The organism is Segatella intestinalis, from assembly GCF_029348455.1.
In the GTDB taxonomy this organism is placed as follows: Bacteria; Bacteroidota; Bacteroidia; order Bacteroidales; family Bacteroidaceae; genus Prevotella.
Genome location: NZ_JARJVV010000002.1, coordinates 1 through 23,373, shown reverse-complemented (window position 1 = coordinate 23,373; position 23,373 = coordinate 1). Strand labels below are relative to the sequence as shown.

The window sequence follows — 23,373 nt, the reverse complement described above, 5'->3', positions numbered from 1 at the left end:
TCTGAACCCAGCGAAAGTTGAGTAAACTTATTAACTCCATTTCCCCATTTGAGAAAGCCAAGTTGGACATATTACTTCCCATTGCCGTACAATTGCTTCTTGAAAGGCACTATTGTGCCCCTCGCAGGGCACTATTGTGCCATAAGTAGGCACTTTTATTGCATCAGTATTTATAAAAATAGCATCAGTAATTATAAAAATGGATCACGCAAAAACCCTTCACCCTTCATCTGTACGCGTGAAATGCCGATAAACACAGGGGATCTGAGACTGAAATGCAAATTTTAACCCTTCATCACCTTTCATCTTTTTGCCATTTTCAGATTTCGACAGACTGACAGAGCTTGGCTCATGCGTCTATTAAGACCTGTCCAGGGCGTCTATTATGACCAAGTCTGGTCGTCTATTAAGACCAAGCATAGCAGTCTATTAAGCCCTGGTTAAGGCATTTATGATGCTTGCATTAAGGCTTAAATCTTTATCAGACAAGTTGACTTTCAACTTCAAGAGATGCTTGTGTTTCGCCCTTTATAAGAGCTCTTGATTGAACGATGGAAAGTATAAACGTGGAGCCGCTTACAGCCACTTACCAATTAGGATGAAGGGAGATGAAGGGTGATGAAGGGTGGATTTGAGCCATTCTCTCCCTGAAGCCCCGATAAACACAGGGGATTCCAAGGGATAGATGAAGGGTGAAGGGGTTTATGCTAATTCTATTTTAAAAAAATCTTTGATTCACTTTTCGAGCAAGATATCCAGTCGGTTACAGACCTGAGTAAAACATGAAATAAACATGGAGAGCAAACTAAAAAACAGAAAAATATGGAATTCTACAAATCACCGAACGAAACATCAATAAATACCAAAACGATGACGGCATCGTATTTATGGACGTATTTGATTTCTTGCAGGATAAAGATTCTATATGAAAACTTAAATAAAAGGGTGTGTCAGAAATCCTGATACACCCTCTTATTTAAATATCAGTCTAATTGCTTAAACTCAAAATCTGCTTTGCTGCAACAACTCTTCTTATAGTCGAACTGGTACATACGCATGTACTGCTCTTGTATCTCTTTCGCTCCATTATAAAATGGATCGAAAGTATATGATTTAGTTGTAACAGTAATCTCCATCTCAGGAGTCAACACTTGCCCATTCGTTCTCTTGATACGCTTAGGGCGTACAGCAAAAACTCTTCCCATAATCTTAACTTTTTAAATTGTTTGACTTATTTTTTAGATAGTTCTCCTATCTTTTTTACTCTTTCTCAAAATCGATAAGTTTAATACCAATAGCAGCACAAGCCTCTGCATCCGCCAAAGCATGGTGATGCGCTGTCAAATCATAGCCACAATAAGCAGCCACTGTTTGAAGTTGATGATTTGGCAGTTTGTCTCCCAACAATTTTCTTGAAGCACGGCAAGTGCAATAGAAGCGATAGTTAGGATATTTCATACCATAAGCCGCAAATGCCGCCTTCAAGCAACTCTCATCAAATGGACTATTATGCGCCACCAATGGCAATCCTTGTACATGAGGAGCAATCTCCGCCCACACTTTGGGGAAAGACAATGCAGTATCAGTATCCGCCTCCGTTAATCCATGCACTTGGGTACATATATAAGTATAGTAGTTGGGATTAGGCTTTATCAGCCGATACAATTTATCCACCACCTTACCATCACACACAACTACCACCCCGACACTACACACGCTGGAACGGTGCTGATTGGCGGTTTCGAAATCTATTGCAGCGAAACTTTTCATCTTAACATGATTCTTTACCACTTTATTCAGTCATTTTTCATTCAAGACTTTCTGAGAAATAAGGCAAGCCCAATGTCTAAGACGCTTTCCAACATCTTCAGGTCTTAACGAAGCCACCTCTTCCAGAGTTATGAAACAACCATCTTCTTGAATCTCTCCAAGTCTATCAGAAAGACCTATATGTGTCAAGATATCCTTTAGTTGCTCAATACTATTTGCACGATTACCCAATTGGATAGCAACAGCATCTTTGCCATCAACAGGCAAAGTATCCATATAAATCTTACCTTTTTCCTCACTCTGGCTTTCACAAGCAAGCGTTGTCCAATACCAAGTGAACAAATTCCAATTTTTAGGTTCGCCCACTTCCTGCATCCAAAGATGGGTTCTATGAGTCTTCAAAATTATGTCTTGCAAATATTCCACTCGCTTAATGATTTGTTGCTGGAGTTCAGGCGAAGACTTGAACTTATCAATAAAGCCACCTTTTGGTACATCCATTGACAGAGTTGGATACTCCCACCACATCTCACGCTGTCTTCTTCCACCATTATCCCATTTCAAGCATTTCGAGAAGTTCCAATCACCTTCATAACGAGCCTGAATAAAATAATGATTATCATAGAATCCCATGTCTATCATTCCTGGATTACCATCATTACGAGTAATCAGCAAAGGACAGTCCTCGCTTTCAAGCGATGCTACAGTCCAGCGAGCCTTTGTCCATCTCTCAACAGCTTGTTCCCAAAGCGAAGTATTGTATTTTCGTTGGTCAACGACAGTAGCCGCTTTATTCTCCGAAGAAACAGAATTTCCTTCGATTTTACTTGAATTCAACATTGCATGATTAACATCAGAAAGGACATTCAAATCTACCAACAGATGTTGCTTTGCTTTCTTTCCTTCGTCTTCATCTCCTTTTTTTGCCTTACTATAAGCCGCATTGAAATTTCCAATCGTTTGTTCCTTTACATCATTAGGGAACGGCTTAAAATCCTTAGCATACAAATCTTTGCGCAAAGCCTCAACAACGTCAAACAATGTTTTTAACAAAGCATTCTCGTTAGGACTTCTCTTCTTACTTGGTTCGCAAACTACAGTTATCACCTGATTGACTGCTCCACTAAGTTTTTGGATATTCTCAGGCTCACAATGCATTGCCACAAGTGATGTCTGATACTGTAGCTCTAACTTTTCAGATTCAGTAAGTTCCCCATCCTTCACAGCATTATACAATGTGTCGAGGAATTTCTGATAAATTTTCAACTTCTCACCAAAGACAACATTACTTCTGTCATGCTTTAATCGCCATTCTTCAGCCTTACGAGCTTGTTCATCTTGCCATTCTTGGGCCTTGCGAGTCTGATTTTCCTGCCATTCTTTCTGCTTTTCATCCGATTCCCTTTGATTATTCGCCTGCCCTTCCTTTAGTCGGAGTTCCTTCTCAGTTTGTCCCTCCAGTAGTAGTTGCGTTATTGAAGCCGTAATTACAACACCCAGAATTGCAGCCATGATTCTTCCTGGCAGTTCCATATCTGTGAACACACGGAAATATACTGCAACAAGGCAAATTAAGCATGCGGCATTCAATGTATAAGTAAAAAACTTCTTGTTTTCCATTTTTACTTCATATTCTATTTATTAAACAAATCTTGATATACCTTACCCCATTCTCCCCAAGAATAAGATCGAGATGGATGATGCTGACGAATCATAAGAGCCTTATCATCACCACCTATACTAAACCAGCGAGTATAAACCTTTTCTCCATTGGTAAGAGACATTTCTTCTCCATCCGTTTCCCCAAGACCATAAAGTCTATCAAAAAGACCATAGCCCCAAACAATGATAACATCAGGCTTCAACTCTTCAAGAACCTCCTTGAAGGCAGGAATAGAATCGTTAAATTGTTCATCGGTCTCTTTCACACCAGGAGCCTCAAGATTGAACTGAATGAAATTATAGAATGCTACTTGATTCCATACATATTCTCTATCATCAACTGAAATCTCTCGATTCAACAAAGCTTTGGTTTGGCTTGTGAAGCCTTTATAATAAGCTCCATCTTCTCCACTCAAGAATCCGTCCATCATATCTATAGTAAAACTATGATGGCAAGGACAACCTGTACTATCTGCATCATAGTGGCTATGCCCTAATATCAAGACTTTCTTACCACTATTCAAGAATCCTTTCTCGTAATCCTTACCAACAAAAGGATAAGCATTTACATGTTTCATACACTTATTCTATTTTAAAGTTATTAAATTCGGGGACAAAGATAGTTCTTCTATTGGAAACTATCAAGTCCATAATGGTTCATAAGCGAAATTTCTTGATTTCGGCTTAACAAAAGTAGTAAAAATCGTTCTGTTTCATTGGTATATTATCATTTTGCCAGGTGTTCCCGAGACTTGGCGGGTTAAGATTTCGGTTTCGGCAAAATAAAAAAGCGTGGGAACTTACCCGTCACTCGTCCCACTCTCTGAGGCCTTCGCATTGCCCTGCACTGTTGAACGAGCAACGTCGAAGCCCACGCCGATATGTATACACTTTTCCCTATACGGATATAAGACCTATCGCCTTGACGCAATAAGCCATACCAGTAAAGGGATGTGAATTAACACATCCCGAGAGCACCTACCGTTGCTATGTTCATTGACAGTGCATGAAGTTTGCGAAGTTTCAGAAAGTCAAGAACAAAGCGCTAAGTATGCGCCTTTTCCATTATGTCGCGATCCTTTTCAGAATCGCTGACAAATATACAAATAATGCTTGAAAGGACAAAGAAAAAATGGCAAAAATCCCTCAATGAGGGATAAAATTCATCAAAATCCTCCCTCAATGAGGGATTTTCTATATAAAACGAACCCTATACAAGTTTTTTGTTGTAATTTTGCAGCCGTGCTTGAAAAAACAACAAACAGGCTCTCTAACTTTCTACCAAGCTGGTAGAAAATTAGAAGCTATAGTAAATTGAAGAATTATACAAAATAAATGGTTTTAAATTACATTTGGATAGCATTTTTCGTGATTGCGTTCATCTTCGCACTCATCGGATTGGCAATGGGAGATACGACTATCTTCCAGAAGATTGTAGATTCCACCTTCGACTCATCCAAGAATGCCTTCAAGATTTCACTCGGACTGACGGGCGTGCTCGCCCTCTGGCTTGGCATCATGAAGATAGGAGAGAAGGCGGGAGTAGTGAATGTGTTGGCGAGAGCGCTCAGTCCAGTCTTCACCCGACTCTTCCCTGATATTCCGAAGAACCATCCGGTAATGGGAAGCATCTTCATGAACATCGCTTCGAATATGCTGGGACTCGATAATGCGGCAACACCTACAGGATTGAAGGCGATGCAGCAGATGCAGGAGCTCAACACGAAGAAGGATACGGCGACGAACCCGATGATCATGTTCCTGGTTCTGAACACCTCTGGACTCACCATCATCCCTACCACTATCCTCGCCTTCCGTGCCTCCTATGGTGCAGCCCAGCCTACGGATGTCTTCATCCCTATCCTGATGGCTACGCTCGTGGCTACACTTGCCGGCATCATCATCACCTCGCTCTGGCAGCGCATCAACATCCTGCAGCCGGTATTGCTCGCTACCCTGCTGGGAATGTGCGCCTTCGTAGGCATCATCATCTGGGGATTCGGACAGATGGATAAGGATACGATGAACACGGTTACCACCCTGGCTTCGAATATGATTCTCTTAGGCATCATCCTCTGCTTTATTCTGGCGGGTTTCTGGAAGAAAGTGAATGTTTATGATGCCTTTATCGAAGGAGCGAAGGAAGGTTTTACTACTGCGGTGAAGATTATCCCTTATCTCGTAGCTATCCTCGTGGGCATCGGCGTGTTCCGTGCTTCGGGAGCGATGGATATGGTGATTCAAGGCATTTCCTGGTCGGTAGAACAATGCGGATTGAATGCAGATTTCGTAGGTGCCCTGCCTACCGCCATCATGAAACCGCTATCGGGAAGTGGCGCACGAGGCATGATGCTGGAGGCGATGAAGAACTATGGTCCTGATTCGTTTGTGGGCCGACTGAGCTGCATCTTCCAGGGTTCCACCGATACTACCTTCTATATATTGGCTGTATATTTCGGAAGCGTAAGCATCAGGAATACCCGTCACGCCGTGGCTTGCGGCTTGCTCGCCGATTTGGCAGGAGTCATCGCAGCAATAGCTATAGCATATATATTCTTTTAAAGGTAAAAAAGTAAAAAGGTAAAAAAGACTTAGATTATATAGTCATATAATAAAAAGGGAATATGGGCAATAATGTCATTTATGAATTAAGTAAGAAATTTGCTATACGAATCATCAAACTCTATGTTTTCCTCAAAGAAGAGAAACATGAATTCGTTATGTCTAAACAAATATACAGATGTGGTACAAGCATAGGAGCAAACATTGCAGAAAGTACCTATGCTCAAAGCACACCAGACTATATAAGCAAACTTAGCATCTCCCTAAAAGAAGCAAGTGAAACTTTATATTGGCTGGACTTACTTCAAGAAAGCAATAATATAACAACAGAACAATACGAATCAATATCCAATGATGTTAAGACTATCATAGGAACTCTCGTAAATATCATCAATAAATTGAAACAAAAAAATAATCAATAAACAAAAGTAAAAAGTGAAAAGGCAGAGGATCCTGCTTCCTTTTACCTTTTTACCTTTTTACCCTTTTACTTTTAAACATATGGCAAACCTCAAAAGTTTAGCAAAGGATACCGCCATCTATGGTTTGAGCAGTATCATCGGCAGATTTCTGAACTATCTGCTTGTACCACTCTATACGGCTAAGATCAGCGCCGCCAGTGGTGGTTATGGTGTCATCACCAACATGTACGCCTATACGGCGTTACTCCTCGTCATCCTGACCTACGGAATGGAGACCACCTTCTTCCGTTTCGTCAATAAGGAGGGAGAAAATTCTGAGAAAGTTTACCACACGGTATTGAGCATGGTGGGCTTCACCTCCCTACTCTTCATCGCCTTAGTATTCATCTTCATCACGCCTTTGAGCGATGCGATGGGCTATGCCGACCATCCTGCTTACGTCTGGACGATGTTCGTTACCGTGGCCATTGATGCTTTCCAGTGCATCCCATTCGCTTATCTCAGATACAAGAAGCGCCCGTTGAAGTTTGCAGCCTTCAAGTTGCTCTTCATCGGACTGAACATTGCACTCAACCTGGTTTACTACGTCATCATGGATGGTCACGATGTGGGTTATGCTTTCTACATCAACCTGGTTTGTACCGCATCCATCACCTTCTGTTTCTACCAGGAACTGAAGGAAGGATTCATGGGAGAGAAATGCTCCTGGAGCGAATGTAAGGTGCTCGTCAAGAAGATGCTGGGCTATAGCTGGCCTATCCTCGTGCTCGGTATTGCCGGTATTCTGAACCAGACAGCGGACAAGATTCTCTTCCCTTACATCTATGAGAAGGGCGATGCTCATGCGCAGCTCGGAATCTATGGAGCTGCCAGCAAGATTGCGATGATCATGGCAATGATTACCCAAGCTTTCCGCTATGCTTACGAGCCATTCGTATTCGGCAAGGCAAAGGACAAGGACAACCGACAGACTTATGCTTCGGCGATGAAGTATTTCGTCATCTTCACCCTCTTGGCTTTCCTGGTGGTGGTAGGCTATCTGGATGTATTGCGCCACATCATCGGCCGCGACTACTGGGACGGACTGAAGGTAGTGCCTATCGTCATGGCAGCAGAGATCATGATGGGAGTATATTTCAACCTCAGTTTCTGGTACAAGCTCATCGACAAGACCATCTGGGGAGCTTACTTCTCAGGCATCGGCTGCCTGGTATTGATTGCCATCAACGTTATCTTCGTGCCTATCTATGGTTACATCGCCTGTGCCTGGGCTGGTTTTGCAGGATATGGAACGGCGATGCTTCTCTCCTATTTTGTGGGTCAGAAGAAGTATCCTATCAACTATCCGGTAAAGGAGATGATAATCTATGTGGTTCTCGCCCTCGTCCTCTTCGTGGGAATGACCGAGGCTAACAGATACTTCTCCAGTGGAATTGCCTGCCTCATCAACACGGTGCTCATCCTCATCTTCGCTGCCTATCTCGTGAAGAAGGATTTCCCTTTGAAGAGTCTGCCGGTGGTAGGAAAGTACTTTAGAAAGTAACAGATACATAAGAAAGCAGCTGGTATGCACACTTGCATATCAGCTGTTTTTGCACTTTTCAGTTCGACTTGTTGTAAAATATCACACTTTTAAGGACGACTTTTTGTGGTTTTACAAAAGAAATCAGTATCTTTGCAGCGATATTCCCTCACAAAAGTGTTGAGAATAAGATATTATTCCCTCACAAAAATGTACAGACACAAACAATATTCCCTCACAAAAGTGTAGCAAACATGAAAAGATTCATATACAACCATCTGAAAGACTGGAAATTATCCAGCAACAGAAAACCACTCATCATGTATGGAGCAAGACAAGTTGGCAAGACCTATATTATCAAAGAGTTTGGAGACAACGAATTTGAGAATATGGTTTACATCAACTGTTACAAAAACAAAAGCATTGCTCAACTTTTTCAAGGTGACGCAAATGCAGAAAGACTTTCCATCGGCCTTGCTGCTTATGCACACCAAGACATCACTCCTGGCAAGACCCTTGTATTTCTCGATGAGATACAAGAGATTCCACCTGTTTTGTCCTCGCTGAAATATTTCTGTGAAGACAAGCCAGAATTGCATATCATCGTAGCAGGATCATTGCTCGGTGTCATGAACATGAAAGGAGAATCCTTCCCTGTCGGTAAAGTTGACATCATGCACCTCTACCCCATGACTTATGAGGAATTTCTACTTGCCAATGGAGAGAAACAACTTTTGGATTTATTGCAAAGCGGAGATAAGGAACTTATCAACAGCCTCGCTCCAAAATTCATAGAATATCTTCGACGATACTACTTTGTTGGAGGTATGCCCGAAGCAGTATTGGAATTTACACAAAATCACAACCCAATGCAAGTAAGGCAAATTCAGCAAAACATCTTGAATGCATACGAGGCTGATATCAGCAAACACACCGAAGAACAGACACAAAGAGTAAGAATGGTATGGCAATCAATTCCAGCCCAACTGGCTCGCGAGAACAAGAAGTTCATCTATGGTGCAATAAGAAAAGGAGCTAGGGCTAAAGATTTCGAGATTGCAATACAATGGCTCACTGACGCAGGACTCGTCCATAAGGTAGAAAGAACAAGAGATGCCAAATCTCCATTAAAATTCTATGCAGACATGGATGCTTTCAAATTATATGTGCTTGATGTAGGTTTGTTGGGAGCACTCACAATGGCACAACCTGACCAGATTCTCATTGGCAACAACGTGTTTAGCGAATACAAGGGGGCGTTTACTGAGAATTTCGTGCTTCAACAACTGAAATCTCTTCCTTACTTACCCATATATTATTACAGTAAGCCAAGCTCTACCCAAGAAATTGATTTCATAGTACAAGCCGGCAGCGAAATCTTACCAATAGAAGTAAAGGCAGAGGAGAATGTAAAGGCAAAATCACTCGCAGCATTTATCACTCACGATTTTGCCTCCTATCATCTCAAAGGTATCCGTTTCTCCATGCGAGGTTTCCAAGACCAAGAATGGATGGAAAATGTACCACTATTCGCAGTTAGAGAATTTGTTAAACACAAGGTAGAGAAGAGTTTCATCATCAAATAAGCCATAGAAACATGAGAAAGAAACTGAATAAGAAACTTTGCATGGATGACATCTATGAGATTTGCATTCTCTGCCATGGCAATAGCCGCAAGAAAGCTGAGCTTTATCAACTAATATTTGATGAAGATGAGCGAGTTGCCACCAATGCCCTGTGGGTATTCACTCATTTCGACATGCAGAACAACGAGTGGCTCTATGCTAAGCATGATGACTTGATAGACCGAGTGCTCGTAGAGAAGAATGAGACCAAGCGCCGCTTGATACTCCAACTCCTTCTCCGTCAGCCTTTCGAGGAAAAATCTCTCCGTTCCGACTTTATCGACTTCTGCATCGCCAAGATTACAGCCTGTTCCCAGCCCTATGCCATCCGCTGCTACTGCATGAAGCTCGCCTATGAGCAAATGAAGTATTATCCCGAGTTACTCACTGAGCTCAAAGCAGCTATAGACATGCTGGAACAGGAGCCACTTTCACCAGGCTTGACCTCAGCCAAGAAACAGGTGATGAAGAAAATCAAACTAAGCCTTGGACATTTCGGAAAATAGTCGTAACTTTGCAAAGTTATAATGGTATGAGAAAAAGAATAAATAACATCATAATAAAAACAGAAAAACAAGTAATGAAGAAAAAAGCAACGGTCCTTATCGCCTCTATCATGGCGTTCTGCGGAATCAACACCGCACACGCTGACGAGGGAATGTGGACAATTTACAACTTGCCAAACGCAGTGTACGAGATGATGCAGCGTGAAGGTTTCAGTATGACTTACGACCAGCTCTACAATGGCGAGGACGCCTTGAAGAACGCTGTGGTCAACTTCTCCGGCTATTGCTCTGGAGTAGTCGTTTCACCCGACGGACTGGTATTCACCAATCACCATTGCGGTTTCGAGGCTATCAGAAGCCACTCTACCGTGGAGCACGACTACATGCTCAACGGCTTCTTTGCCAAGAGCTTCGAGGAAGAACTGCCCAACGAGGACATGTTCGTAAGTTTCATGATCGACCAGAAAGATGTTACCGACAAACTCATGAGCCTGGGCTATGAGAAGCTGGACAACAAGAAGCGCAGCGAATTGACTGACAGCCTGGAGAATGCGATGACACAGGAGGTAAAGAAGAACGACTCTACCCTGCACGTCAGCATCAAGCCTTTCTACGAGGGCAACAAATGGTACGCCACTACCTACCGCGACTTCACCGACCTTCGCTTAGTGTTCACCGTGCCTAAGTCGATGGGTAAGTTTGGCGGCGATACAGACAACTGGATGTGGCCCCGCCAAACTTGCGACTTCTCTGTATTCCGCATTTATGCCGATCCTAAGACCAATGGTCCTGCAGCCTACAGCAAGGACAACGTGCCTTACAAACCCAAGCGTTGGGCACAGGTTTCGCTGCAAGGCTATAAGGATGGCGACTACGCCATGACCATGGGCTATCCTGGCACAACAGAGCGCTACCTCTCCAGCTATGGCATCCAGACCATGCGCGATGCCGAGAATGCTCCACGTGCACAGGTTCGTGGCGTGAAGCAGGAAGTGATGCAGAAGCACATGCGTGCCGACGAGGCTGTACGAATCAAGTACGACAGCAAGTATGCCAGCTCTTCCAACTACTGGAAGAACGCCCTCGGCATGAACAAATGTATCGACTCTATAGGCATCATCAACCTGAAGCGCGAGTACGAAGCCCGTCTTCGCACATGGCAGGACACAGCCAAGGCTGCCAACGACCTGGCCCATAAGGTAGACTTCGACAAGCTTGCACAGCTCTACAAGCAGAGTGCCGACGTGAAATATGCCTGGACCAACTTCGCCGAGTCGTTTACAAGAAGAAGCAATGTAGAGTTCTCTACCCGTGCTCTCAAACTGCAGAGCAACATGGAGGTAAAGGGCCCTGAGAAGAACAAGAAGAAGCAGTATCATGAGTTTGACGACAACTCTGACGAATGGGACATGGCTCTCGACAAAGAGGTGCTCGCCACTCTTCTGAAGAACTATAAGGAGCACGTTGACACCAAGTGGTTGCCCAAGTTCTATGCCACCATCGACACTCAGTTTGGTGGTGACTACACCAAGTATGTAGACTATCTCTGGGAGAAGTCACTCCTGATGAAGAAGGGCGCCAAGCTCTACTTCAACAAGAAGGGATTCGAGAAAGACCCAGGTGTAAGCTACGGAATGGACCTGAACGACATCTATGCCGACTTCGTAGAGAAGATGGGAGCCGTATCCGATTCTATCGCCGAGCAGGAGAAGTATCTCTGTGCTGCCAAGCTCCGCATGGAGGAAGACCTGCCTCACTACAGCGATGCCAACTTCACCATGCGATTGAGCTACGGTCAGGTAGGCGGTTTTGACCTCGGTGGCAAGCCATCAGGCTACTATACCACAGCCGAGAGCATCGTTGAGAAAATGAAGCAGGGCGACAAGGTAATCGACTATTATGCCGAGCCTATCATGCATGAATTGCTCTCAGAGAAAGACTTCGGCAAGTATCAGGACAAGGAGACTGGCAAGATGCAGCTCTGCTTCCTCACCAACAACGATATTACCGGCGGTAACTCTGGCAGCCCTATGTTCAACGGCAAGGGCGAACTGATAGGTCTTGCCTTCGACGGCAACTGGGACAGCCTCAGCTCTGACATCAACTTCGACAAGCGCCTGGCCCGCTGCATCGGTGTAGACATCCGCTACGTGCTCTACCTGATGGACAAGTGGGGACACGCCGATCGCCTCTTGAAGGAAATCAACGCCAAGTAGCAACCCGAAAGGCATTCCTGCCGTATTAGGTGTTTTCATTAGGCAATACTAACCAAGCCGTTCAAACGACATACAAACGTTGTTTGAACGGCTTTCTAATTTCAACAGAACGGACAGGAAACATCAAGAAGCCTGATGCAAAATGCTTCGCCTAACTTATATTTAATTAAATATAGGTTATATTTAGCTTCGCCTGATCTTTATTTTGCTAAATACAGGTTAGGCAAAGTAGTAGACAGCAGGCTTCATTGACTTTTAGTAAAGGGCAACTCAGCTTTTGTGCAAGGGAAACTCAGCTTTTGTGCAAGGGAAACTCAACTTTTGAATATGCGTCTTCATGTTTTATGTTTAGTGATGGCAAGCAGCGAGTTGAGACAGTCTGTCTCTACATTCGGCAAGAATCCTCCTCAATTCTTCCTCGGTATTGGCTCTAAGCATGGCGATACGCGTCTGCTTGAAGTCGGGAATACCTTTGAAGATAGGCGATGCAGCCAAGTGTCGGCGAGTATGCAGAATGCCTCTGTACTCATCTATACGGTCGATATTGATGCGCAGCTGTTCTTCCAGGATGTCAATCTTCTCATCGACGGTGAGGGGAGCAGCCCCTGTGTTATCTAAGTAGTCACGCATCTCCTTGAAGATCCAAGGCCTTCCGAAAGTAGCTCTGCCCACCATGACAGCATCCACACCATAACGCTCGAAGGCAAGTTGAGCTTCTTCGGGTGTCGTGATGTCGCCATTGCCGATAATCGGAATATGGATGCGTGGATTGTTCTTCACCTCACCTATCAGTCGCCAGTCGGCCACTCCCGTATACATCTGACTTCTTGTTCTTCCGTGTATGGTGAGCGCCTGAATGCCGCAGTCCTGCAGCTGTTCAGCCAATTCGGTAATCACAAGGTTGTCACTGTCCCATCCCAGTCGGGTCTTCACCGTCACGGGCACATTGACAGCCTTCACCACGTTACGCGTAATATCGAGCAACAGCGGTATGTTTCTCAGCATACCAGCTCCTGCTCCCTTTCCTGCCACCTTCTTCACAGGACATCCAAAGTTGATGTCTATCACATCGGGCTTCGCCTGTTCCACAATCTTGGCAGCCTCCACCATGTCTTCTGTCGTTCTGCCATAAATCTGAATACCGACAGGACGTTCCTCGTCGCTGATGGTCAGCTTGTTGACAGTCGACTTGATAGAGCGCACCAGAGCCTCAGCCGATACAAACTCCGTATACACCATAGCCGCTCCGTATCGCTTGCAGAGCATACGGAAGCCTATATCGGTCACGTCTTCCATCGGAGCGAGGAAGAGCGGTTTGTTTCCAAATTCTATATTTCCTATTTTCATATTTCCTGAATTCAAGTATTACCAGCAGCAGAAGGATCAGCACTTTTTTCAAATACCCCTTTCAAAAACCCTTTAAAGAGAGCATTCCCTGCTTGCGGCTGCAAAGGTACTACTTTTTTTCGAAAAATCACTATTTCAGCAGATGATACATTCCTCCTGCCAAGGTCTTTACGATGCCTTTCATCTCTAAAGAGAAGAGATGGGCTGTGAGCCTTCCTATCTCTATCCCCGACTGAATGCTGATGAGGTTTATCTGCAGGTCGTTGTTCTTTTCCAACACATTGACAATGGCTTGCTCCTCTGCCGAGAGGTCAGGAAAGAGCGTCCGCTCTATGCCTTGCCGCTTGGCTTTCATCAGTTTGGCATCGTCCTGCCACCTCATGTCTTTCACAAAGTCTTCTGCCGATGTGATGAGTGTAGCGCCATTGCTGCGTATCAGGTTGTTGCATCCCTCGCTGTACACATCGCCTACGCGTCCAGGAAAGGCAAAGACATCGCGGTTGTAAGCCTGAGATATTTCGGTGGTGATCAGTCCTCCACCCTTGGCGGCACTCTCCACGAGGATACAGGCATCCGACATGCCCGCCACAATACGGTTGCGCCTTACGAAGTTGATTTTATCAGCATTGGTCTGGGTAAGAAACTCCGTGAGCAGTCCGCCCTGACTCAACATTTTCACAGCCGTAGCACGATGGCTCGAAGGATAAAGGTTGTCCAGACCATGAGCCAACACACCCACTGTCTCATATCCATTGTTCAGAGCTTGCTGATGGGCATGAATGTCGACGCCATAAGCCAAGCCACTCACAACAAGGACTTGCGGGCATAGCTGCCTCAAGTCTGAAACAAATCGCCTGATGACATCTTCGCCATAAATCGTACAATGGCGTGTTCCCACGATATTGATGACCCGTTTCTGGTTCAGGTCTGCCGATCCTTTATAAAAGAGCATCAGCGGTGCATCATCGCAGTCGCGCAGTCTTTGCGGGTATCGTTCGTCGCTCATACAGAGCGGAGTAATGCCATATTTCAAGTCATATTCCAGCTCCACCTCAGCCCTGCGCCTTGCCTCGTCACAGTTTTTCAGTGTTTCCACGAGTTTAGGCGTGGCATCAGGCAGAATGTCTCTGATATGGTCTTTGTTCTCGAATATGGTTGTCGCCGAACCCGTTCTTCTATAGAGTTCGAGTATTCCTGCCAGGCTGAAGTAGTTCAGTCGTGTCAGGGTGATAGTATTGAGTATTTCTTGCTGGTCCACGGAGATTGAGTATTGAGCGTTGGTTTGTTGGAAATTGAATGTTGAGTTGAGAGAGATGCGACAAAGCAGGATGCTTAGAGTTTCAGATATTCGTATCCGAAACGACAGCGCAGACATTCCTTCTTGTCGCAGTATTCCTTCTTGAGCTGGATGAGCGCCTGCGAGTCGCCGGCATTATCCACCACGAGTCCACACTGTTGCCAGAGTCGGATGATGTAGTTGTTCTCGGGTCGTAACTGTTCCAGAAAGTCGAAAGCTCTGTCGCAATATTTCTCCTCGCCCCTATGTCTGCCATAGGCAAAGAGTATGGGAACCACGGTGTTGATACACAACAGGTTGAGCGAGAATGGAGACAGGTTTTTATCGTTTCTCACACTGGTGCTTCCAAAGGTGTAATGCGTTTCCCAATAAGGCGTCACAGCCGTGGCAAGCACTTTCTTGGCATCCTCTACCGAAGCGGCCTCTACGAGTTGGCTCAGTCCTGCCTTGCGCTGATAGTACAGATGTGCCAGTTGCGAGATTCGGATATGCGGGAAGTTTTGCGGTCTGAGTCGTAGAAACCTCCACTGCCTGTAGTCCATCGGGGTTAGGTTGAACTTATGAGCCAAGTATTTGTATTCATTCCTCAGTTTGGCAAAGTATCCGTCGTTCAGAGCATCTTTCTGGTATCTTTCCGGTATGGTGTTCAGTTCCAGCAGTCCTGCCTGCCCCATGAAGATGGCCTCTATCTGGAGAATGTCGTCACGGTGATGTCCCACGGCCTGCAAAGGTATATGGAAAGCCCATTCCTCAAAGGCTTCGCCATTGACACCAAAGCCGAAGTTGCGTGCCAAGGTCACGAAATAAGCATTCTCCCAGTCACCATTGCATCTTCTTACCCGATCCTCTATGGCATTGGTTTTCTGCTCTAAGCGTTCGGTCTGCAGGGCATTCATCCATGCATGCACGGTAAGACTCGTCAGCGAGGGGATGATCTGATAGCAAGGTGGATACTGGTCTACCGACAACAGTTCTCTGTAGTTCTTCATCACCTTGTCGGGAATATCCAATGCCATCTGCGTCAAAGCCTCTCCCTTACTGTTTTTCGCCTCTGTGTCCACACATCCGCACACATGCAGAACCACATTGTCGTACCGCTCTTCTTTGTCGTGTCTATGCACATACCAGTCGCTCGCCTTGTCGTGTATTTCCACGTTTCCCACCCATAGGGTTCCGTCTATCTTCACCTTGGCATTGAAGAAGTCGGGGCCTGCATTGCGATTGTGCAGTCCCGGGTCAATCACCTCTACCGGCTTTCCCGATGTCGTGCAGAGAGCGGTGAGCGGAAAGAGCTTATGTTTCCAAACATAGTGCAGTAGCTGTTCCATATCGTTATCGGTTTTAAGTTTTTATTGTTAAGGAGTCAGGGGGCAGTGGTATGTTTCTCAGGCAAAGTATTTCTCGAAAGCCCTGTCGTAGTCTTCGCTGTTGCCCAACTTGCCCTGTATGAGACACACCAACTCAACGGTAGCTTTCAGACACAGACGTTCGTCGGAGGCACGATAGATGTCCTGATGGAACACATATCTCACTCCCAGCTTCTCCAACCACAGTCTCGAGTAGAACTCATCGTCACACTGCAGCGGTGTCTTGTATTGCAGATTCATCCTCGCCACGACTGCATCCACTCCCTTGCGGTGCATCTCGGCAAAGCTCAGTCCACATTTCTGCAGAAAGAGGTGACGGGTGTGCTCCATATAGTGCAGGTAGTTGGCATTGTTGACGATTCCCTCTATGTCGCACTCATAGTCGCGCACTTCCATCTTGGTCTCAAATACGTATTTCATAATCTTTATGTTGCTTATTTTGGTCCTAAAAATCCTCTTTTTGAGGGCTTTATCTCTAAATCACTGCAAAAATAACCAAATTTTTCTATTAATTGTCACTATTAAGGACGTATTTTCAATATTTTTGATTATTTTTGCCGAAAGGTTCGCGCACGAACGTGCGTGAAAGCATAAAACAGATAGAAACAAAACAAGAAATAAACGATGAAAATAGCTTTGATTGGCTACGGCAAGATGGGTCACATGATCGAAGAGATTGCCCTGCAGCGTGGCCACGAAATCGTATGTAAGATTGACGTGAATAACCCTGAAGATATCGACAGCCCCGAGTTCTGCTCGGCAGATGTCGCCATCGAGTTTACCAACCCTACAGCTGCCTATGGCAACTATCTCAAGGCCTTCGCCCACAATGTCAAGGTGGTAAGCGGCTCCACAGGATGGATGAAAGACCACAAGGCTGATGTCGAGGCATTGTGTGCCGATGGCAAGCAGACTCTCTTTTGGGCTTCCAACTTCAGCATCGGTGTTGCCATCTTCCAGGCTGTCAACCGCTACTTGGCCAAAATCATGAATCAGTTCCCACAGTACAATGTCTGCATGCAGGAAACCCACCATGTACATAAGCTCGATGCCCCAAGCGGAACAGCCATCACCCTTGCCGAAGAGATTATTGACAATCTGGACCGCAAGAAAGACTGGAAGCGTGGTGTCACCTACTGGACCAACGACGGTCATCAGGACAAGGGCGACCAGAACATTACCTCTGACGACTTGGTCATCAACTGCGTTCGCGACGGCGAGGTGCCAGGCATCCATGCCGTGATGTATGACTCTGAGGCAGACATGATCACCATTGAGCACAGCGCCCACTCACGCAAGGGCTTCGCTCTCGGTGCAGTCCTGGCAGCTGAGTTCACTGCCACCCACAGTGGCCTGCTCACTACTTCCGACCTCTTTAAGTTCTAATTCCCCATCAAACAATTCTATCAAGTTAATGATCGACAAACAGAAACAAAAACTCAATATGAAGGTGCAGTGGACCAAGTTCGCTATTGTGCTGGTCCTCTATCTTGCCTTCCTGCTCTGGGTACAGAGTTGGCTCGGCCTTGTTGTCGTGCCCTTTATCTACGATGTCTATATCACCAAAAAGATACGCTGGCAGTGGTGGAAAGATTCCGAGGGCCCCGTACGCTTTATCATGAGCTGGGTTGACGCGCTCGTCTTTGCCCTTGTAGCCGTCTACTTCATCAATCTCTTCTTCTTCCAGAACTACGTCATCCCTTCTTCATCGTTGGAGAAGAGCCTTCTCACGGGCGACTACCTCTTCGTAAGCAAGGTAAGCTATGGTCCACGTATTCCACAGACCCCACTCACCATGCCCCTTACCCAGCACACCATGCCGCTGGTCAACGTAAAAAGCTACGTAGAGTGGCCTCACTGGGACTATCGCCGTGTCAAGGGCTTGGGAAATGTAAAACTCAACGACATCGTGGTATTCAACTTTCCTGCCGGCGACACCCTCGTCAACGAGGAGCGCTATCAGGCATGCGACTACTATCACGATCTCGTCTATCCTTTCGGAGAACAGATTCTGGAGCAGAACGGCCTGGCTAAGGACGTGGCTCACCTCACTCCTCTGCAACGTTATCGCTACTTCGAGCAGGTGTACGCCACAGGACGCCACTACATCGAGAGTATGCCTGGCGAGTATGGCGACATCATCAGCCGTCCTACAGACCGTCGCGAGAACTACGTGAAGCGTTGCGTCGGACTGCCCGGACAGACACTCCAGATCAAGAACCGTATCGTTTATCTCAACGGACGTCCCAACAAGGAGCCCGACAACGTGCAGTACACTTATAAGATGAAACTTCGTGGCGAGTTCCCCGTCGACCTGGCCGACGAGTTGGGCATCACCAACGAAGACCTGCTCACCTACAACCAGAGTGGCGTCATTCCGCTTACCCGCAAGGCTTACCTGGCTCTCAAGGCCAACAAGAACCTCGTGGCAAGCATCAGCATCAATACCGATGCCACTTACGGCGACTTATACCCTATCAATGCCAATACAGGCTGGACACGCGACAACTATGGTCCTATCTGGATTCCACAGAAGGGCAAAACCATCGCCCTGACCCTCGACAACCTGCCCATCTACGAACGATGCATCAAGGTTTACGAGGGCAACGACCTGAAAGTGGACAATGCAGGCCGCATCCTTATCAACGGCAAGGTAGCCAAAAGCTACACATTCCGTCTCGACTACTACTGGATGATGGGCGACAACCGTCACAACTCAGCCGACTCCCGCTACTGGGGTTTCGTGCCAGAAGACCATATTGTGGGTAAACCTATCTTTATATGGTGGAGCCACAGCCCTGACCATCCTGGCTTCTCGGGCATACGCTGGAGTCGCCTCTTCAAATTTGTCGACAACATCAAGTAACTCCTAACCATTTAGTGAAAGTAGCCGTCAAATACCTCATCACGTTAGTGCTGGCACTGCTCCTTGTATGGGCAGTCCACACCTACGTCCTCACTATCTTCTCGGTTCCACAAGGCGGGCTTCCGCCCTACCTTAAGTCTGGTTCCCGAGTGATAGTGAACAGGGTATATTGCGACAGCTTCAAGCGTGGCGACCTCGTAGTCTTCACCGATACGATAGCACGTCGTGGTGCCTCTGTCACCGAAGCCCACTTCATTGGCCGCATAGAACGACTGCCTGGCGACACCATTACCCTCGACACGGTGCGCTACGTCATTCCTGCCATTTGCTGTCGCCGTTGTGGCTGTCCCGACTGCCGCTTCTACCTTGTACGCACGCAGCGAGGCCCGCAAATCGTTCATAAGCACCAGATGATAGGTAAAGCCCACTTGATATTTAAGTGAAAACAACATGCTTTCCATTCTTTCTTCCACCTATTTCGGTCCTGTGCAGTGGTATCAGAAACTACAGCGCAGCGAGGCGTGCCTCATAGAGCAGCACGAGAACTTCGTCAAGCAGACCTACCGCAACCGCATGATCATTGCCACAGCCAATGGTCCACAAGCTCTCACCATACCTACTACTCATGGCACTTGCCTGTCAATCAAAGACATTCGCATATCCGATCATGCCAACTGGCGCCATGTACACTGGAACGCCCTTGCCTCAGCCTATGGCGAGAGTCCATTCTTTCCTTACTACCAGGACGACTTGCGCCCTTTCTTTGAGAAGAAATACGAGTTTCTCTTTGATTTCAACATGGAGATAACCCACAAGATGATCGAGTTGCTCGACATCCGTCCCCATCTCTCGCTCACAGACCATTATCTGAAGGGCGACGAACTGAAGGACTTCTGCGACTATCGTGAGTCAATACGACCCAAACACCCCCTTCCTGATGCCGACTTCGTTCCGCACCGCTACTATCAGGTCTATGAACACAAGCTGGGTTTCCTGCCCAACATGAGTATTCTCGACCTCCTCTTCAACGAGGGAAACGAGTCTATTCTACATCTTATATGATAGAACTTACACAAATGTGGAAGTTAGAGGAATTAGTATTTCCTCCAAAATTCCATCGATGAAAGTTCTGCATAAAAAAATCCGTAATCTGTTGTACTCAAGATTACGGATTTACTATTTTACAAAACAACCATTCCTGATTATTCTATACTCAATATCTAAAAAGGCGACTGGATGACTTACTCACCTTTCAGCAATCGCTCACCCATGGCCTTGCCCAATGCCTCGCATTGCGCCTTCACCTCGGGAGTAATGGCCTGTTTCATATCTACAGGCTCGCCTACAGCCTCGAAATGCAAGCGTGTGTCGTTCCACTCCTGTATCTTCGCCACAGCCTTGCTGGCCCAGCAATACGAACCATACCAGCCGAGCAGATGTTTTTTGATGTCCTTGTTGGCCAACTCAGAGAGAAGAACCTCCATCTCATGATACAAGCCTGCATTATAAGTAGGAGCACCTACTATCAGACCTCTGTAGCGGAACACATCACGCAGGATGTAGCTATGGTGGGTCTTAGAGATGTTATACATTACGATGTTCTTCACACCAGCCTGGCTCGCAGCACGCGCGATAATCTCTGCCATACGCTCTGTGTTGCCGTACATCGTACCATAGCAGATCACCAGTCCTGGCTCTGTCTCGTATTTCGACATCTTGTCGTACATATCCATCACCTTCGCAATATGCTCGTGCCAGACAGGGCCATGGGTCGAACAGATAAAGTCTAATTCCACACCTGCCAACTTCTTCAGCGCATTCTGTACAGGCACACCATACTTGCCCACAATGTTAGAGTAGTAGCGCACCATCTCCAACCAGAATCCCTCACAGTTGATCTCCTCGTCTATCACACCGCCATTCAGCGCTCCGAAGCAGCCGAAAGCATCGCCCGAGAAGAGCACCTTGTTGGCAGCATCCAATGTCACCATTGTCTCTGGCCAGTGCACCATCGGAATAAGCACGAAACTCAACTCATGGTTGCCTGTGCTCAACGTCTCACCATTCTTTACTTCCACCACATCATCGGTCACGCCATAGAATCCCTCCAGCATACCTAAGGTCTTCTTGTTGCCTACTATCTTGATGTTGGGATAATACTTCTTGATGAGAGCTATCGAACCGCTGTGGTCTGGCTCCATGTGATTGATGACCAGATAGTCAATCTCCCTCTCACCAATCACTTCCTTGATATTCTCCAGAAACTGAGTGAAGAAATCCACCTCCACAGTGTCGACAAGCGTCACTTTCTCGTCTACAATCACATACGAGTTATAGCTCACACCATTGGGCAGAGGCCACAGCCCCTCAAAACGATGCTTGTTTCTATCGTTTACACCCACGTAATAAATCCCGTTCTTAATTTCTGTTACCATAACTGTTAATTTTGATTTTTGAGCACAAAGATAAAGAATAACCCAAAGAAAGCAAAACGAATTCGCTATTATTAAACAATTTTTCACTACCTTTGCAGCCATGAATTACAATACACATACTCTCTCCAACGGGCTTCGCATCATTCATCTGCCCTCTACGAGTCCCGTCGTCTACTGTGGCTATCAGATCCAGGCGGGCTCACGTGACGAGCTGCCAGGCGAGGAAGGCCTTGCCCATTTCTGCGAGCACACCACCTTCAAAGGTACCAGCCGTCGCCGGGCATGGCACATTCTCAACAGCCTCGAAAGCGTAGGAGGCGACCTGCAGGCTTACACCACCAAGGAGTCTACCGTCTACTATGCCGCCATCCTTCACGACCATACAGCACGGGCCGTTGACCTCCTTACCGACATCGTCTTCCACTCCACCTATCCCCAGGCAGAGCTTGACAAGGAGGTAGAAGTCATTTGCGACGAGATAGAGAGCTACAACGACACCCCCTCCGAACTCATCTACGACGAATTCGAGAACCACCTCTTCAAGGGTCATCCTTTAGGTCATAGCATCCTCGGAACAGCAGAGGGCGTACGAAGTTTCACACAAGCTGATGCTCAGCGCTTCGCCCATCGTCATTATCGTCCAGACAATGCTATCTTCTTCGCCTATGGTGACATTTCCTTTTCCCGCCTTGTACGCCTCTTGGAAAAGGCCCAAGTGGGACTGCCCGCAGCCTCTGCTATCCAGCGCCCCCAGTCAGCAGAATTGCCTCATCACGACTTTCTGCAGGAGCCACGTACTGTCATCATCCCCAAACACACCCATCAGGCACACGTCATGACGGGCACTCAGGCTTGCAATGTCCATGACGCACGCCGTATGCCTCTCTATCTTCTCAACAACATCCTTGGAGGTCCTGGCATGAATGCCAAACTCAACCTCGCCCTTCGCGAGCATCACGGCCTCGTCTATACCGTAGAGAGCAACCTGACCACCTATAGCGACCTGGGCTACTGGAGCATCTATTACGGCTGCGACGTCCACGACATCGAACGTTGCCGCCGCCTCGTACACCGCGAGTTGCAACATTTCATCGACCGTCCTCTCAGCCATTCGCAGCTAAGAGCTGCCAAAAAGCAGATTAAGGGACAGATAGGAGTGGCTTGCGACAACCGTGAGAACTTCGCCCTCGACTTCGGCAAGAGCTACCTACATTATGGCTGGCTCAAGAACATCCAGCATCTCTACGAGCAGATAGACGAAATCACCTCGCAGCAGATACAGGAAGTCGCCCAGGAATATTTCGCCGATGAACGTCTCTTCACCCTCATCTATCAATAATGCCGTGAGGTAGAGATTACCTCAGTTGGCGCATTTTTATTTCCTCAGTTGGCGCATTTTTGTTTCCTCAGTTGGCGCGTTTTTGTTTCCTCAGTTGGCGCGTTTTTGCTTCCTCAGTTGGCGAAACAACATAGAATTAAATTACAGAACTTTCGCAAGTAAGCACCACACGCCCTGAAGGGCAGAAGCTTTCAAGTACCAGACAATTTACAAAACTTTTTTGACCTGTACGGTTGGAATTACGCAGCACGCCCTGAAAGGGCAGAAGCTCTTAGCCCAGGGCAACGCCCTGGGTTGTTTTGGACGCAAATCTGTCGCCCTGTTTTACTCTAATTGAGCAAGCTTTGAGCGCATTTTTAACGTTAATTATGTTTAACGAGCCTTGGATCTTGCCTGATGTAGTTTACGTCATAGACTTCACCTTTTTCCACGAGGGT

The 23,373-nt window shown here is 46.4% G+C and carries 20 protein-coding genes; 11 read left to right on the top strand and 9 right to left on the bottom strand.

The window, feature by feature from the left end; all coding sequences use genetic code 11:
• Positions 1-983 precede the first annotated feature (983 nt).
• From P3T48_RS01250 to P3T48_RS01235, 4 genes are read right to left on the bottom strand one after another with little or no spacing between them, the layout of a single operon-like run.
• Entirely contained in the window at positions 984-1,205 is a 222-nt protein-coding gene (locus P3T48_RS01250; protein WP_119230313.1) for a DUF6140 family protein, read from the bottom strand.
• Between the two features lie 55 nt (positions 1,206-1,260).
• Positions 1,261-1,770 carry an exonuclease domain-containing protein gene (locus P3T48_RS01245; protein ID WP_264911037.1) on the bottom strand — a complete coding sequence of 170 codons (510 nt, stop codon included), beginning with the start codon at positions 1,768-1,770 and terminating at the stop codon, positions 1,261-1,263.
• A gap of 30 nt (positions 1,771-1,800) precedes the next feature.
• The gene (locus tag P3T48_RS01240; RefSeq protein ID WP_276505318.1) at positions 1,801-3,390 is read right to left on the bottom strand and encodes a hypothetical protein; all 1,590 of its coding nucleotides are present in this window, start codon (positions 3,388-3,390) and stop codon (positions 1,801-1,803) included.
• A gap of 14 nt (positions 3,391-3,404) precedes the next feature.
• Positions 3,405-4,010 carry a hypothetical protein gene (locus tag P3T48_RS01235; protein WP_276505317.1) on the bottom strand — a complete coding sequence of 202 codons (606 nt, stop codon included), beginning with the start codon at positions 4,008-4,010 and terminating at the stop codon, positions 3,405-3,407.
• 757 nt (positions 4,011-4,767) lie between these two features.
• On the opposite strand from P3T48_RS01235, the gene P3T48_RS01230 reads away from it, so the two are divergent.
• From P3T48_RS01230 to P3T48_RS01205, 6 genes are all read left to right on the top strand, one after another.
• Positions 4,768-5,994 carry a spore maturation protein gene (locus P3T48_RS01230; RefSeq protein WP_276505316.1) on the top strand — a complete coding sequence of 409 codons (1,227 nt, stop codon included), beginning with the start codon at positions 4,768-4,770 and terminating at the stop codon, positions 5,992-5,994.
• A gap of 62 nt (positions 5,995-6,056) precedes the next feature.
• A complete protein-coding gene (locus P3T48_RS01225) occupies positions 6,057-6,416 on the top strand; it encodes a four helix bundle protein (RefSeq protein WP_276505315.1) in 360 nt (119 codons plus the stop codon).
• A 79-nt stretch (positions 6,417-6,495) separates the two neighbouring features.
• Positions 6,496-7,959 (top strand): oligosaccharide flippase family protein, encoded by a 1,464-nt coding sequence (locus P3T48_RS01220; RefSeq protein WP_276505314.1) that lies wholly within the window; start codon positions 6,496-6,498, stop codon positions 7,957-7,959.
• A gap of 233 nt (positions 7,960-8,192) precedes the next feature.
• Entirely contained in the window at positions 8,193-9,524 is a 1,332-nt protein-coding gene (locus P3T48_RS01215) for an ATP-binding protein (protein ID WP_276505313.1), read from the top strand.
• Between the two features lie 11 nt (positions 9,525-9,535).
• Positions 9,536-10,069, top strand: coding sequence for a HEAT-like fold family protein (locus P3T48_RS01210; RefSeq protein WP_276505312.1), 534 nt, complete (start codon positions 9,536-9,538; stop codon positions 10,067-10,069).
• Between the two features lie 74 nt (positions 10,070-10,143).
• The gene (locus P3T48_RS01205; protein ID WP_217759014.1) at positions 10,144-12,285 is read left to right on the top strand and encodes a S46 family peptidase; all 2,142 of its coding nucleotides are present in this window, start codon (positions 10,144-10,146) and stop codon (positions 12,283-12,285) included.
• Positions 12,286-12,633: 348 nt separating this feature from the next.
• Here the strand turns inward: P3T48_RS01205 and dusB are convergent, their stop codons facing one another.
• The 4 genes from dusB to P3T48_RS01185 form a co-directional block, all read right to left on the bottom strand.
• Positions 12,634-13,632 (bottom strand): tRNA dihydrouridine synthase DusB, encoded by a 999-nt coding sequence (gene dusB / locus P3T48_RS01200; RefSeq protein ID WP_276505311.1) that lies wholly within the window; start codon positions 13,630-13,632, stop codon positions 12,634-12,636.
• Between the two features lie 130 nt (positions 13,633-13,762).
• A complete protein-coding gene (gene dprA / locus P3T48_RS01195; protein WP_276505310.1) occupies positions 13,763-14,890 on the bottom strand; it encodes a DNA-processing protein DprA in 1,128 nt (375 codons plus the stop codon).
• A 74-nt stretch (positions 14,891-14,964) separates the two neighbouring features.
• On the bottom strand, positions 14,965-16,257 hold the full coding sequence (locus tag P3T48_RS01190; protein ID WP_276505309.1) for a DUF2851 family protein: 1,293 nt from the start codon (positions 16,255-16,257) through the stop codon (positions 14,965-14,967).
• A gap of 57 nt (positions 16,258-16,314) precedes the next feature.
• A complete protein-coding gene (locus tag P3T48_RS01185) occupies positions 16,315-16,719 on the bottom strand; it encodes an acyl-CoA thioesterase (RefSeq protein WP_276505455.1) in 405 nt (134 codons plus the stop codon).
• 201 nt (positions 16,720-16,920) lie between these two features.
• Here P3T48_RS01185 and dapB point away from each other — a divergent pair, with 201 nt between their 5' ends.
• Genes dapB through P3T48_RS01165 form a run of 4 tightly spaced genes read left to right on the top strand, consistent with a single transcriptional unit; the run spans position 16,921 to position 20,224 of the window.
• The gene (dapB, locus tag P3T48_RS01180) at positions 16,921-17,682 is read left to right on the top strand and encodes a 4-hydroxy-tetrahydrodipicolinate reductase (RefSeq protein WP_276505308.1); all 762 of its coding nucleotides are present in this window, start codon (positions 16,921-16,923) and stop codon (positions 17,680-17,682) included.
• 28 nt (positions 17,683-17,710) lie between these two features.
• Positions 17,711-19,162: a signal peptidase I gene (lepB, locus tag P3T48_RS01175; protein ID WP_276505307.1), complete on the top strand. Its 1,452-nt coding sequence runs from the start codon at positions 17,711-17,713 to the stop codon at positions 19,160-19,162.
• 14 nt (positions 19,163-19,176) lie between these two features.
• A complete protein-coding gene (locus P3T48_RS01170; RefSeq protein WP_022253069.1) occupies positions 19,177-19,605 on the top strand; it encodes a S26 family signal peptidase in 429 nt (142 codons plus the stop codon).
• Between the two features lie 7 nt (positions 19,606-19,612).
• Positions 19,613-20,224: a WbqC family protein gene (locus tag P3T48_RS01165; protein ID WP_276505306.1), complete on the top strand. Its 612-nt coding sequence runs from the start codon at positions 19,613-19,615 to the stop codon at positions 20,222-20,224.
• 179 nt (positions 20,225-20,403) lie between these two features.
• Here the strand turns inward: P3T48_RS01165 and P3T48_RS01160 are convergent, their stop codons facing one another.
• A complete protein-coding gene (locus P3T48_RS01160) occupies positions 20,404-21,597 on the bottom strand; it encodes an FprA family A-type flavoprotein (RefSeq protein WP_276505305.1) in 1,194 nt (397 codons plus the stop codon).
• 100 nt (positions 21,598-21,697) lie between these two features.
• On the opposite strand from P3T48_RS01160, the gene P3T48_RS01155 reads away from it, so the two are divergent.
• Positions 21,698-22,936 (top strand): M16 family metallopeptidase, encoded by a 1,239-nt coding sequence (locus tag P3T48_RS01155; RefSeq protein WP_276505304.1) that lies wholly within the window; start codon positions 21,698-21,700, stop codon positions 22,934-22,936.
• The last annotated feature ends 437 nt before the right edge of the window (positions 22,937-23,373 follow it).